Below are 13,368 nucleotides of genomic sequence, written 5' to 3' on the forward strand. Positions count from 1 at the left end.
AGGGTTGGGGGCAGATCAATAAAGAGTCGCCGCCCCATCAAGGTTCAAGAGTTGCTGAAACTGATCTGGTGACACAGCGTGGGAAATCAGAAAGCCCTGGGCCTGATGGCAGTCGATTTTGCGCAACAGGGCAAGCTCCTGGGAGGTTTCCACCCCTTCGGCCACCACGGTCAGGCCGAGCTTGCGCCCCAGGGCGACAATGCTGGCCAGGGCTGAGGCCATGTTCTCGTTTTGATGACATCCCTGGACCAGTGCGCGGTCGATCTTCAGCTCGGTGAACGGCGCCGACACCAGGCTCAGGTAGGAGCTGTAACCCTGGCCGAAATCATCCTGAGACAGGCCGAAACCTTTAATGCGCAAGCGACAGGCTCCGGCGTAGAAGTTGCTGAGGTCTTCTGGCGTAGAGCTCTCCATTAGTTCGAAGCAGAGCTTGCCGGGTATACCCTGATGATGGAGGACAAACTCCAGCAGACGGTCCGCCAGGTCGTGGCTATTGAGCAGGTGGGTGGGCAGGTTGATCGACACCGGAATGTCATAGCCCTGTTCGCGCCAGCGGGCCTGGGCATCCATGGCCTGTTTGAGCATCAGCCATAGCAAGCGCTCCTCCATGCCAAACGCTTTCAGTGCAGGCAGGAACGAGCCGGGCAATAACACCCCCTGTTCAGGATGCATCCAGCGCACCAAGGCTTCGGCAGCGACGATACGACCGCTGTGCAAAGATTTCTTGGGTTGGAACCAGGCCTGAAAAGCACGGCTGTTAAGGGCCTGGAGCAGGGTCTGGCGGTCAAACTCGGCGATCGGGGCAGCAGCGGCTTGCGCAGCGACTTGATGCTTGCGCCGCAGTTGCTCGGTCACGCTACGCAGGGCGCCAGGCGACACGGGCTTGGAGATCAGTCCGATCACATCGACGCCGAGATTTTTGGCGACCAGGCTGGCCGCCATCAGCATACGTCGAGAGGCGGCGCTCATGATTGCCAGGTCAGGTTTACAACGCAGCCCGGCCAGACGCTGGATGAACTGCACACCATCCATGCCGGGCATCAACAGGTCGGTCAGCACAAAGTCGAAGTCACGTTGTTGCAGGCGCTGCAGCGCCTCGTTGCCGTCCCGTGCGCACTCCAGATTGAATTCACCCAGTTCGCTTAACAGGTGCTGCAGGTACATACGCTGAAACGGGTGATCTTCGACAATCAGAATGTTATAGGGCTTCACGGGTGATTCCTTGATAGGGCGCCAGGCAGTTGAACAGGGCTTGCAATGCAAAAGGTTTGACCAGACAACGGTTCATGCCGGCGGCCAGACATAATTCTTCTTCGCCGCGCATTGCATTGGCCGTCGCACCGATGATCGGCGCCAGGCAGCCTTGTCGACGCAGTTCTCTGGCCAAGGCATAGCCATTCATACGGGGCATGTTCACATCACTCAGTACGACGTCGAACCGGCCAGGCCTCCAGTGCTGCAGCGCTTCATCGCCATCGCTGGCCAGCACGACGGTACATCCGAGTTCTTCGAGCTGACCCTTGAGAATCAGCTGATTGATGATGTTGTCTTCGGCGACCAGCACGCGCAGGTCAAGCTGTCGCATCTCCTGCGGCTTTGTGTGTTCATCGCCTGTGGTAGCCCTCAGTCCCTGGGCCTGGCTGACAGCCTGGTAAATAGCATTCAGGTGGTTGAGATTCACGCACCAGATACCGTCTTCATGCCGGGGTTCGCTGCAGCCATTGCTGCTGATCAGGATCCGTGGACCTGGCCAGTCCGGCTGCAGGTGTTGCTCGACGCGGCCTGGGTGCAGCTCAAGTAATACCTGAGTACGGGTTGCGCAGGTCTCGGCAGGGCAGCCGATCTGCGCTCGGGCCCCCCAGCGGCGCAGCCAGCCAGCGATAGACTCTGCCAGTTCGCGAATCGGTGAAACGATGTAGATGATTTCGGCCAACAAGCTGTGCGGCACGGTTGTGTCACTCGTGCCGAAGGCGACTTCCAGCGGTAAGGTCAAGGTGAAGCTGCTGCCCAGGCCGGGTTCACTGACCATGCGCATATGACCGTTCATCAATTGCGTCAGGCGTTGGCAGATGGGCAGTCCCAACCCGGTTCCTGCGACTACATGAGTATTGCCTTCGATCTGGTAGAAGGGCTCGAAAATGTAGGCTTGATCCTTCTCGGCAATACCTTTGCCAGTATCCGAAACTTGCCACAACAGGCCTGATCGTTCGCCTTCGCAATTCAGCAAGCGGACCCTGAGCACCACACGCCCGCAATCGGTAAACTTCACCGCGTTGCTTAGCAGGTTGTTGAGGATCTGGCGGATTCGCGAGACATCACCAATCAGTCGTTCAGGCAGGTGTGGGTCGAGACAGGCATAAAGTTGCAGGCCTTTGCTGGTTGCTGCGGCGCTATAGTTCTGGACGACTTCGTGCACCAGTTCCAGTGGTGAAAATTCGCTCACTTCCAGAATCAACTGGCCAGCCTCGATCTTCGATACGTCCAGGACGTCGCAGATCAGTTGCAAGAGTGTTGCCGAAGAGCCTTCGATGGCATGCAGGTAGTCTTTCTGCTGGCCGTCGAGACGGGTGCGGGACAGAAGCTCGAGGGTGCCCAGGACGCCGTACAGGGGCGTGCGGATTTCGTGGCTCATGGTGGCCAGGAACAGGGTCTTGGCTTCGTTGGCCGCGTCGGCCGATTGCCGCGCTTCCTCCAGCGCAGCTTCCACCTGCTTGCGTGTGCTGATGTCGCTGAAGGCGCAGAACAACACGTCTTCGCCCTTGTAGCGGGTGGGCGCACTGCTTAGGTGCAAGTGGCGGCCATCGGCCGTTTCAAAGTAATCGCTGCAGTTGGCATCGACCGAGTCGAAGGCGTCGCGGATCCAGCCGGCACACAGCACATCACGCTCAAGGCCTTCACCTAACCATTGTTGGGCCAGATGATTTTCCAGCACCACCTTGCCGTCACTGCGACGCAGAACGCACAACGCGACCGGGGCGGTCTCGATGACGTCACGGCTGAACGCTTCGCTTTCTATCAAGGCTTCAATGCGATGGACTGCCGGGGCGATCAAGCGCTGTTCGAAACGGCGCATCAACAGCACGATCAGGGTGATGCTGAACAGGCAGAACAGCAGTGATCCGAGCAATTGTTTCCACAAGCCCCCCAGCACTGCCAGCAGGTCGATCGAGTAGACTAGTTGCCAGTCCGAAGACTTCAGGTGTTTGCGGATCACCAGGTGATCGGGCATCAGGCCGTTGCCGATAAAGCCAAAGAAGTTTTCGCCTTGGGGGCTGAGCAGTCTCTGGTTCAGGCTCTCCTGCGGATTGTTGCTGAACACGTGCATGCCATCGGCATTGAGCATCATGAACGCACCGGCGCTATGATCACTCAAGGCTCTGGATACCTCACGCGTATCCATTTCCAGGCCCAGCCAGCCGGACTCGGGGGCGCGTTCGTCCAGGCGAATGAAGATGTACAGGTGCGAGCGTTGCTCATTGTGGTCAGTCAACCACAACTCGCTCAGTGGCGCGGCTGCACGATTCTTGAGTACATGCAGTTGTTCAAGCATGGCGGCAGAGAGTTCGGGCACCTCAGCTGTTGCATTAAAGAGCCGCCTGACCTGGGCTTGTGCACCGGTGCCTACGTATAGCAGGCTGACTTGCTTGTCTTGCATATAGCTGCGCATGCGTTTGGTCAGCCAGATACTCCACAGGTTGTTGGGGCTGCTACCCAGCTGCAGGTGGATTTCTTCGCTCGAAGGCAGGTAGACCAATGGCTTGGCTTGTTGCTCCTTGCGTACAGCCGACAGGCTCAGGCTTTCCAGCAAGGCTTCGCGGTTGGTGAAGAATGCATGGGCTTCGGCAATCGCGCTGCTCATGTAGCCACGACGTTGGGAGATGTCGTTGTTAAAGGTGAACAGCAAAAAGTTGTAGACACCACTCAAGATACCGATCGATAAAACGATGGCGAACAATCGCAGCAACCGCCGGGCCGCTTCGGGGTTGGACAGTAAGGGGTTGATGTGCAGAAGGTAACGTTTTAATCGCATTAGCCAACTTTGTGCGGATAGCCGGCAATCGGACATCAGACAATTCTTAATCGTTGAATGGCCCCAGTGAACGTGTTCCAACCGACCCAAAAACTCTTGCTAGCAGATCTACCGCGCTAGGCGCGTAAATGGCTACCCGGTGCGGCGCATTTGCCAAACCCTCAAGGTACACCCCAGCGGCTACTACACTGGCTGACCGAGCCTCAATCTGCCCGAGCAAAAGAAGATCAACGTCTGCTTGGCTTGATCAAACATGCTTGGCTGGAAAGCGGAGGTGTGTACGGCTACCGCCTCGCGCGGCAGTGCAAGGTCAGTGAGCCGAACACGGTCTGGGTGACAGAAATCACTTACATCCGCACCTATGAAGGGTGGCTCTACCTAGCGGTAGTACTGGATCTGTTCTCACACCAAGTAATTGGTTGGTCAATGAAGCCAAGGGTGTGCAGCGACCTGGCTATCGACGCGATGTTGATGGCCGTTTGGCGACGCAAGCCACAGCAGCAAGTGATGATTTATTCAGACAGTAAGAATGTACTGGCCAGTGTTTCCATAGGGTCTGACTCACACAGCGATAGACCGATGATGGATGATCTGGTCGTGGAGTGTCCCGGGTGGCCTGACCCACACTTCGATCGACCCTTGTGTCTTTCCCTGGGCCTGTCGACCATCCGGGAACACTGCACGTCAAGGTGACCGCCTTGCCGATACGTGTGACCCAAGAAGGGCCTGACGCCACGTCACTTTACTGTCTTGTCCAGGTGTCCGGTTGGAGCGGTTCAGACGGCATGGTTGAGGTCGTAATCAGGGCCCGGTACTGATCTTGCCATGGCCGGGCCAGCTTTGCTGCTCAATCGCCTGCACAGGATTGCGGTGGCCTGAATTACTTTGCGGCGCTGGCCAATACCCGTTGCCAGTCCGGTTCGTTCAAGCGCCCCAGGATGCGTGCCTTGCCATTGCCATCCACCGATACGAACAGGGCGCTGGCATAGTTGCTTTGACGTTCGCCGCCAGCAACGTGCTGCTGGCGGGCAAAGTGGTCGATGCAGCCGTTGTGAGTCACCAGCACCAGGTTGTGGCCCGCGCGTTTGTGTGCAAGCGCTTCGTTGGCGAACTGGCTGTCGCAGCTTTCGAGCCAGTCCTCGCTGGCCACCGCCTGACCCAGTATGAAGTGTGCGGTTTGCCGGGTGCGCAGTTTCGGGCTGCTGAGCAGGTCGGCGTTGTTCAGGCCCAGCTGGTGCAGCCCTTGGCCAACGCGGGCAGCGGCCTGGCTGCCGCTCAGGGTGATCCCCGTGGGGTCGTCCAGGCAGGGGCCGGGGGCGCTGTCGCAGCGTTCGGCGTGGCGGATCATCACGATCACCGCACCGTCGGCCCAGTCCTGCAGCAGGCCACTGTCAGTCAGTTGTTGCTCGTTGCCAAGGTCCACGATATGCGTCCTCGTCGCCAGCCAGGTGGTCAACGCCGCCACGACCATGCACAGGCCCAGGGCGGCTCCGACGGCTTTGCGAGTCAGGCGTCGCTTGCGCCGGGCATGAATGGCGGGGTGCCCCAGGGTGTTGCTCGATAGCATGCGTTGCTCCGTTGGCAGTGCCGCGGCTGGCGCGGTGGTGGGTGGCGCCATCCTGCCAAGCGGCCTGTCGGGGGCCGGTGAAGGGCGTGTGAAAATTGCATTTGGCGGCTGCCGGCTGGGTGAAACCCGCGCCCGCGCCTACGCTGTAAACTGCAAAGCGGTAAACCGGAGCAGGCCCGATGACCCCCATCCTCGAACTGGAAAGCGCACGGCTGGTGCTGCGCCAATGGCATGACGATGACTTGCGCGAGTTCGCCGCACTGTGCGCCGACCCACAGGTGATGCGCTACTTTCCGGCGCCGCTGACGCGCGTTGAGGCGGCTGCGTTGATCGGCCGCGTGCGTGGGCATTTCAATGAGTACGGTTTTGGTTTGTGGGCCCTGGAGCGCAAGGACAGTGGTGCGTTCATCGGCATGACCGGGTTGCTCAATGTCAACTTCGATGCGCCTTTTGCCCCGGCGGTGGAGATCGGCTGGCGCCTGGCACGCCGTCACTGGGGCCTGGGCTTTGCCAGCGAAGCGGCGTGGACCTGCCTGCGTTGTGCTTTTGCCCAGTTGCGCCTGGAGGAGGTCGTGTCGTTCACCAGCGAATGCAACCTGCCGTCGCAAAAGGTGATGCAAGCCATCGGCATGCAGCAGGACCTGCACGGCAGCTTCGAACACCCCCGCCTGCCCATCGGCCACCCGCTGCGCCCGCATGTGCTGTACCGGATCGATCGCGCGCATTGGGAGCGCACCCTGCGCGCCTGAATGCACTGCCATGCCCGGCGCGAATGACAAACGCTGTATCATTTGCCTACTTGGAAGGCGCTTGCCCGTAACACGTTCAGCGCCTGTGAAATCGAGCGCCGCTCGGGCGGCGCATCGCGAGCTAGGCTCGCTCCTACGGAGAACCGCCGATGAGTCATGTGTTGGACGACCTGGTCGACCTGTTGAGCCTCGAATCCATCGAGGAGAACCTGTTCCGTGGACGTAGCCAGGACCTGGGCTTCCGCCAGCTTTACGGTGGCCAAGTGCTGGGCCAGTCGTTGTCGGCTGCCAGCCAGACAGTCGAGGACGCGCGCCATGTGCATTCGTTGCACGGCTACTTCCTGCGCCCGGGCGATGCCAGCCTTCCAGTGGTGTACTCGGTAGACCGCGTGCGCGATGGCGGCAGCTTCAGTACACGGCGGGTGACGGCGATCCAGAAGGGCCAGACCATCTTCACCTGCAGTGCATCGTTCCAGTACGACGAGGAAGGCTTCGAGCACCAGGCGCAGATGCCTGACGTGGTCGGCCCGGAAAACCTGCCTACCGAAGTCGAACTGGCCCGTGCCATGGCCGACCAGTTGCCCGAGCGCATTCGCGACAAGGTGCTGTGTGCCAAGCCGATCGAGATCCGCCCGGTCACCGAGCGCGACCCGTTCAACCCCAAGCCGGGCGACCCGGTGAAGTACGCCTGGTTCCGCGCCGACGGCAACCTGCCTGACGTGCCTGCCCTGCACAAGTACATGCTGGCCTACGCCTCGGACTTCGGCCTGCTGACCACGGCGTTGCTGCCCCATGGCAAATCGGTGTGGCAGCGCGACATGCAGATCGCCAGCTTGGACCATTCGCTGTGGTTTCACGGCAACCTGCGCGCCGACGAGTGGCTCCTGTACGCCACCGATAGCCCCTGGGCCGGCAATTCCCGTGGCTTCTGCCGCGGCAGCATTTTCAACCAGGCCGGGCAACTGGTGGCATCGTCGAGCCAGGAAGGCCTGATTCGCCATCGCAAGGACTGGGCATGAGCCTGGGCGAGGTGCGCAACTGGGTGTTCGACATGGACGGCACCCTGACCGTGGCCGTGCACGACTTCGCCGCCATTCGGGTGGCGCTGGACATCCCGGCCGAACACGACATCCTCACCCACCTGGCGGCCTTGCCGGCAGAGGAAGCGGCGGCCAAGCATGCCTGGTTGCTGGAGCACGAAAGGGACCTGGCAACGGCCTCCACGGCGGCCACCGGGGCGGTGGAGCTGGTGCGCGAGTTGGCCGGGCGCGGGTGCCGGCTGGGTATTCTGACCCGCAATGCGCGTGAGCTGGCGCATGTAACGCTGGAGGCCATCGGCCTGGCGGACTGCTTCCCGGTGGAACACATTCTCGGGCGTGACGAGGCTGCGCCGAAGCCGAGCCCGGATGGGCTGCTGAAGATTGCCAGCGCCTGGGGCGTGACGCCGAGCGAACTGGTGATGGTGGGGGATTACCGCTTTGACCTGGACTGTGGGCGGGCGGCGGGGGCGCGCACGGTGCTGGTGAACCTGCCGGACAATCCCTGGCCGGAACTGGTGGATTGGCATGCGGCGGATTGCCGAGCGTTGAAGGTGATGCTGGGCTGATGCGTGTGTTGGCCATGCGGGCCTCTTCGCGGGCATGCCCGCTCCCACAGGTATTGCGCACGTCTCGGGGCCTGTGGTGCCTCTGTGGGGGTGGGCGTGCCCGCGAAAGGGCCGGATCTGTCTATGCTGAACCCCATTCTTTGCTCTGATACGGAGACCCACCCATGAGCAGCAAGGCCATCTACGTACAACCCGGCGGCGGCTACGACAAGGTCGAGGTAGGCACCTGCGAGGCCCAGGCCCCCCAGGCCGGCGAGATTACCGTGCGCCTGCACGCCAGTTCCCTCAACTACCACGATTTCGCCGTGGTCAGCGGCATGTGGGGCCCAAGCGAGCGACGCATCCCCATGGCCGATGGCGCCGGCGAGGTGGTTGCGGTGGGGGCTGGCGTCACTGAGTTCCAGGTCGGCGACAATGTGGTCAGCACCTTCTTCCCCGACTGGCTCGATGGCCAGGCCAATGTCGAGGGCTTTGCCCGGGTGCCCGGCGACGGCATCGATGGCTACGCCCGTGAGCAGGTGACTGCCCGCGCCACCGCCTTCACCCTGGCACCCCAGGGTTTCAGCCATGCCGAGGCTGCCACCCTGACCACCGCCGGCCTTACCGCCTGGCGCGCGCTGATGAGCGATGATCACCTCAAGCCCGGCGACACGGTGCTGGTGCAGGGTACCGGCGGTGTGTCGATTTTCGCCCTGCAGTTCGCCAAGCTGGCGGGCGCGACCGTGATCGCCACCTCGTCCAGCGATGCCAAGCTGGAGCGCCTGAAGGCCCTGGGTGCCGACCACCTGATCAACTACAAGAGCACCCCGGCCTGGGGTGAGAAGGTGCGCGAGCTGACTGGCAACCGTGGTGTCGATCATGTGATTGAAGTGGGCGGCCCGGCCACGCTGGAGCAGTCGATGATAGCTGCGCGCATTGGCGGGCATGTTTCGCTGATCGGCATCCTTACCGGGGTGGCCGGGCAGTTGCCGCTGGTGCAGGCGCTGGTGCGGCAGATTAGGCTGCAAGGGGTGCTGGTTGGCAGCCGAGCGCAGCAGCAGGCGATGGTGCGGGCGATCGATGCCAACGGCCTGCGGCCGGTGGTGGACAAGCATTTCGAGCTGGAACAGATCGTTGAGGCGTTCCGTTACCAGGAGAGCAACCGGCATTTCGGCAAGATCTGCCTGACCTGGTGAAGTGAGGGCAGGGTAGCTGGATGTAACGGCCACCCTGCACGCCAATATACTCGTCTTGCACTGCCTGACAGTCAGTCCGGCAATAGCCGGTCGCGGCTGTTGGACAGGTGCAGGCATACCGCCGCCCGTGCCGCATCCGGGTCTTGTCGGCGGATGGCGTTGAGGATTGCCTCATGCTCCAGGTTGGCCAGGTACGCTTGCCGCGCCAGCTTGGCCCCCGCGCGCTCGGCCAGGGCCATGCGGTTGCGCGGTATCAGGCCGTTACCCAGTTGCAGCAGCATCTCGGTGAAATACAGATTGCCGGTGGCCTCGGCAATCAGCAGGTGAAAGCGCCGGTCGGCTTCGATGCAGCTGTCGCCGGCAGCGGCCAGGTCCTGATAGTCATCCAGCGCCTGGCGCATGCGCGCCAGTTGCCCCTCATCACGACGCAGTGCGGCCAGCGCGGCAGCCTGGCCCTCAAGGCCAATACGCAGCTCCAGCAGATCGCGCACATTCGCCGCGCTCTCCGCCGCAACGCGCAGGCCGGCCTGGGCCTGGCGTTCCATCACGAACGTACCGATCCCGTGGCGCGGCTCCACCAGCCCAGAGGCCTGCAGCTTCGACAAGGCTTCGCGAACCACCGTGCGGCTGACCCCGTGCTCGCGCACCAAGGTGTTTTCCGAAGGCAGTTTGTCGCCTGGTTTGAAGGTACCCAGCAAAATCTGCTGGGTCAGGCTGGAAACCAGGTCGTGGGCACGGCTGTGGCCGCGTTTGCGCGCGTGTTCGGGTTCCATGTGTGATCCGGTTCTTGATTGGCTTGTACGACAAGTTAATCGATAGAAATATTTTTTGCCGATTTTTCGCGCATCCAACTCAGCATGTAGTTGATGTGTTTTTGCATGTTCTGATCAAATTGGCATTGTGACAGCTTGTATTTTGCTGTTTTGCCGACGTTTGTGATCTTGTCGTACAACCTCGCTGCGCATAAGCTCCTCCCCACTGCCATGTCAGACAACCCGACCCGCACAAAAACAATTAGTGGGAGATCCGCAAGTGAACGACACCCTCGCTCCGTCTGCCCGGCATGAAGGCGACGCGTTGGCCAGTGCCGTGGCCAAGGTCAAGCGCCACGTCCTGCCACTGTTCGTCATCATGTTCATCGTCAACTACCTTGACCGCGTCAACATTGGCTTCGTCCGCCCGCACCTTGAAAGCGACCTGGGCATCAGCGCTGCGGCCTTTGGCTTTGGTGCCGGGCTGTTCTTCATCGGTTACGCGCTGTTCGAAGTCCCTTCGAACATGCTGCTGCAAAAGGTCGGTGCCCGGCTGTGGCTGACCCGTATCATGTTCACCTGGGGGCTGGTGGCCACGGCCATGGCCTTCGTGCAGAACGAAACCCAGTTCTACGTGTTGCGTTTTCTGCTCGGGGTGGCCGAAGCAGGCTTCTTTCCGGGAGTGATCTACTACTTCACCCGCTGGCTGCCGGCGGCAGAGCGCGGCAAGGCGATTGCCATCTTCCTCAGTGGCTCGGCGCTGGCTTCGTTGATTTCCGGGCCGCTGGCCGGGGCGTTGATGCAGATCCAGGGCCTGGGCCTGCATGGCTGGCAGTGGATGCTGTTCATTGAAGGCATGGCCTCGGTGGCGCTGTGCTTCTTTGTGTTCTTCTGGCTCGACTCGAAGCCGCAGGATGCCAAGTGGCTGAGCAAGGCCGAGCAGGACGCGCTGGTCGCCACCATCGACCGCGAGCAGCAAGCGCGTGAGGCCATCGGCGCGGTCAGGCCGTCGGCCTGGAGCCTGCTCAAGGACCGCCAGATCGTGCTGTTCTGCCTGATCTACTTCTGCATCCAGCTGACCATCTATGCCGCCACCTTCTGGCTGCCCAGCATCATCAAGCGCATGGGCGACCTCAGTGACATGCAGGTCGGTTTCTTCAACTCGATCCCTTGGCTGATCTCGATCCTGGCCATGTACGCCTTCGCTGCCGGTTCCGCTCGCTGGAAGTTCCAGCAGGCCTGGGTGGCAGGCGCCCTGCTGGTCGCTGCCACGGGCATGTTCATGTCCACCACGGGTGGGCCGGTGTTTGCCTTCGTCGCCGTGTGCTTCGCCGCGATCGGCTTCAAGTCAGCGTCGTCACTGTTCTGGCCAATCCCCCAGGGCTATCTGGACGCCCGCATCGCTGCGGCGGTGATTGCCCTGATCAACTCGGTCGGCAACCTCGGCGGCTTCGTTGCCCCCACCACCTTCGGCTTGCTGGAGCAGCAGACTGGCTCGATCCAGGGCGGGCTGTACGGCCTGGCGGTGACCTCGGTGCTGGCGGCGATTGCCATCTTCTTCGTACGCATTCGCCCCAAGGGCGTCCCTTCCGATGACCTCAAGGCCCCTTCGGCCTTGGGCCAGACCCACTGATGACTGCGAGACAACAACCATGAATATGCAGACCCTTCACACCAGTACCCCGGTGGTCACCGACCTGCGCGTGGTCCCCGTGGCCGGCCATGACAGCATGCTGCTCAACCTCAGTGGCGCCCATGGCCCGTACTTCACCCGCAACGTGGTGGTGCTGCGCGACAGCGCCGGCAATACCGGCCTGGGCGAAGTGCCCGGCGGCGAGAAGATTCGCCAGACCCTGGAGGACGCCCGCAGCCTGGTGGTCGGCCAGCCGATCGGCCATTACCAGCGTGTGCTCAACGCCATGCGCCAGACCTTCGCCAACCGCGACTCGGCGGGCCGCGGCCTGCAGACCTTCGACCTGCGCATCACCGTGCATGCGGTGACGGCCATCGAGTCGGCGTTGCTCGACCTGCTCGGCCAGCACCTGAATGTGCCGATGGCAGCATTGCTGGGCGAGGGGCAGCAACGTGATGCGGTGAAGATGCTCGGTTACCTGTTCTACATCGGCGACCGCCAGCAGACCGACCTGGCCTACCGCAACGAAGCCGACAGCGATGACGACTGGTTTCGCCTGCGCCACGAAAAGGCCCTGACCCCGGAAGCAGTGGTGCGGCTGGCCGAGGCCGCCAAGGCGCGCTATGGCTTCAGCGACTTCAAGCTCAAGGGCGGCGTGCTGCGTGGTGAAGAAGAGATGGAGGCCGTGACAGCGCTGGCCGAACGCTTCCCCGAAGCGCGCATCACGCTCGACCCCAATGGCGCGTGGTCGCTGAAGGAGGCCATCGCCCTGTGCCGCGACAAGCACAATGTGCTGGCCTACGCCGAAGACCCCTGTGGCGCCGAGAACGGTTACTCGGGCCGCGAGGTGATGGCCGAGTTCCGCCGTGCCACCGGACTGCCCACTGCGACCAACATGATCGCTACCGACTGGCGACAGATGGGCCATGCCATTCAGTTACAGTCGGTGGACATTCCGCTGGCCGACCCGCACTTCTGGACCTTGCAGGGTTCGGTACGGGTGGCGCAGATGTGCAACGACTGGGGGCTGACCTGGGGTTCTCATTCCAATAACCACTTCGATATTTCGCTGGCGATGTTCACCCAGGTGGCGGCTGCGGCGCCGGGTGAAATCACGGCGATCGACACCCACTGGATCTGGCAGGATGGCCAGCGCCTGACCCGTGAGCCGCTGCGCATTGTCGACGGGCATGTGCGAGTGCCGGCGCGACCGGGCCTGGGCGTGGAACTGGATGAAGACCAGCTGGCGAAGGCCCATGAGTGCTACCGCAACATGGGGCTGGGTGCGCGGGATGACAGCGTGGCGATGCAGTTCCTGATTCCGGGTTGGAGCTTCGATAACAAACGGCCTTGCCTGGTGCGTTGAGGCTGCGGGCCTCTTCGCGGGCAAGCCCGCTCCTACATCAACCGGTGGTGTCGCCCCGCACCGTCGTAGGAGCGGGTTCACCCGCGAATAGGCCGACCCTGCCGCCCAATACCCCCAGTCATTCACCGCCGCACCCGCCACCGCATCCACCAATCGGCACCGTCGCAGCCGCCACCGCATTCATCAATCGGTACCGTCGCCCCGCACCCTTGTAGGAGCGGGTTCACCCGCGAAAGGGCCGGCACAGGCAACACACATTCAAATGAAAAACAAAAGCTCCATTTGGGCCTGTGGCGCGATCGGATATGCCATTCGCGACATCTGGCGTTGATGGAAATGCCCTGTCGTGATCGAACAGTTCCGTGGCGTTCTCGTGTAATTCCCCACAGCCATGCGGGGATTAAATGAACCCCGAACCGCACTGACACCTTGCTCTGTGACGCGTGCCAAATATCAACAACAGCGCGCGAACAACGTGTCGACTTATTGA

Annotated in this window: 10 protein-coding genes and 1 pseudogene; 7 read left to right on the top strand and 4 right to left on the bottom strand. The window is 61.8% G+C overall.

What is annotated here, in order from left to right; translation table 11 throughout:
• Positions 1-15 precede the first annotated feature (15 nt).
• Together AA098_RS03590 and AA098_RS03595 are read right to left on the bottom strand one after the other, a co-directional pair.
• A complete protein-coding gene (locus AA098_RS03590; protein ID WP_003249842.1) occupies positions 16-1,212 on the bottom strand; it encodes an EAL domain-containing protein in 1,197 nt (398 codons plus the stop codon).
• Positions 1,199-4,030 carry an ATP-binding protein gene (locus tag AA098_RS03595; protein ID WP_033725392.1) on the bottom strand — a complete coding sequence of 944 codons (2,832 nt, stop codon included), beginning with the start codon at positions 4,028-4,030 and terminating at the stop codon, positions 1,199-1,201. The genes AA098_RS03590 and AA098_RS03595 overlap by 14 nt, the downstream gene beginning before the upstream one ends.
• A 133-nt stretch (positions 4,031-4,163) precedes the next feature.
• Between AA098_RS03595 and AA098_RS27910 the strand changes: the two are divergent.
• Positions 4,164-4,573, top strand: a pseudogene (locus AA098_RS27910) (DDE-type integrase/transposase/recombinase); the annotation flags it as partial.
• A gap of 337 nt (positions 4,574-4,910) precedes the next feature.
• Here the strand turns inward: AA098_RS27910 and AA098_RS03605 are convergent.
• Positions 4,911-5,597, bottom strand: a complete 687-nt coding sequence (locus tag AA098_RS03605; protein ID WP_054888847.1) for a histidine phosphatase family protein — start codon at positions 5,595-5,597, stop codon at positions 4,911-4,913.
• A 179-nt stretch (positions 5,598-5,776) separates the two neighbouring features.
• Between AA098_RS03605 and AA098_RS03610 the strand changes: the two genes are divergently transcribed.
• From AA098_RS03610 to AA098_RS03625, 4 genes are all read left to right on the top strand, one after another.
• Entirely contained in the window at positions 5,777-6,346 is a 570-nt protein-coding gene (locus AA098_RS03610) for a GNAT family N-acetyltransferase (RefSeq protein ID WP_003249850.1), read from the top strand.
• A 149-nt stretch (positions 6,347-6,495) separates the two neighbouring features.
• Positions 6,496-7,365: an acyl-CoA thioesterase II gene (gene tesB / locus AA098_RS03615; protein WP_003249851.1), complete on the top strand. Its 870-nt coding sequence runs from the start codon at positions 6,496-6,498 to the stop codon at positions 7,363-7,365.
• Positions 7,362-7,952 carry an HAD family hydrolase gene (locus AA098_RS03620; protein ID WP_003249853.1) on the top strand — a complete coding sequence of 197 codons (591 nt, stop codon included), beginning with the start codon at positions 7,362-7,364 and terminating at the stop codon, positions 7,950-7,952. The genes tesB and AA098_RS03620 overlap by 4 nt, the downstream gene beginning before the upstream one ends.
• 164 nt (positions 7,953-8,116) lie before the next feature.
• Positions 8,117-9,127, top strand: coding sequence for an NAD(P)-dependent alcohol dehydrogenase (locus AA098_RS03625; protein ID WP_010955388.1), 1,011 nt, complete (start codon positions 8,117-8,119; stop codon positions 9,125-9,127).
• A 71-nt stretch (positions 9,128-9,198) separates the two neighbouring features.
• Here the strand turns inward: AA098_RS03625 and AA098_RS03630 are convergent, their stop codons facing one another.
• The gene (locus tag AA098_RS03630) at positions 9,199-9,900 is read right to left on the bottom strand and encodes a FadR/GntR family transcriptional regulator (RefSeq protein ID WP_003249857.1); all 702 of its coding nucleotides are present in this window, start codon (positions 9,898-9,900) and stop codon (positions 9,199-9,201) included.
• A 259-nt stretch (positions 9,901-10,159) separates the two neighbouring features.
• Here AA098_RS03630 and AA098_RS03635 point away from each other — a divergent pair, with 259 nt between their 5' ends.
• Together AA098_RS03635 and gudD are read left to right on the top strand one after the other, a co-directional pair.
• Positions 10,160-11,512: an MFS transporter gene (locus AA098_RS03635; protein WP_003249859.1), complete on the top strand. Its 1,353-nt coding sequence runs from the start codon at positions 10,160-10,162 to the stop codon at positions 11,510-11,512.
• A gap of 19 nt (positions 11,513-11,531) precedes the next feature.
• Positions 11,532-12,878, top strand: coding sequence for a glucarate dehydratase (gudD, locus tag AA098_RS03640; protein WP_060537887.1), 1,347 nt, complete (start codon positions 11,532-11,534; stop codon positions 12,876-12,878).
• Positions 12,879-13,368: the final 490 nt, after the last annotated feature.

It is taken from the genome of Pseudomonas sp. JY-Q, assembly GCF_001655295.1.
In the GTDB taxonomy this organism is placed as follows: Bacteria; Pseudomonadota; Gammaproteobacteria; order Pseudomonadales; family Pseudomonadaceae; genus Aquipseudomonas; species Aquipseudomonas alloputida.

Coding starts and splice junctions, on each gene's coding strand:
- AA098_RS03595 (WP_033725392.1), bottom strand. CDS start 4,030: ATGCGATTAAAACGTTACCTTCTGCACATCAACCCCTTACTGTCCAAC.
- AA098_RS03625 (WP_010955388.1), top strand. CDS start 8,117: ATGAGCAGCAAGGCCATCTACGTACAACCCGGCGGCGGCTACGACAAG.
- AA098_RS03610 (WP_003249850.1), top strand. CDS start 5,777: ATGACCCCCATCCTCGAACTGGAAAGCGCACGGCTGGTGCTGCGCCAA.
- AA098_RS03605 (WP_054888847.1), bottom strand. CDS start 5,597: ATGCTATCGAGCAACACCCTGGGGCACCCCGCCATTCATGCCCGGCGC.
- AA098_RS03620 (WP_003249853.1), top strand. CDS start 7,362: ATGAGCCTGGGCGAGGTGCGCAACTGGGTGTTCGACATGGACGGCACC.
- tesB (WP_003249851.1), top strand. CDS start 6,496: ATGAGTCATGTGTTGGACGACCTGGTCGACCTGTTGAGCCTCGAATCC.
- gudD (WP_060537887.1), top strand. CDS start 11,532: ATGAATATGCAGACCCTTCACACCAGTACCCCGGTGGTCACCGACCTG.
- AA098_RS03630 (WP_003249857.1), bottom strand. CDS start 9,900: ATGGAACCCGAACACGCGCGCAAACGCGGCCACAGCCGTGCCCACGAC.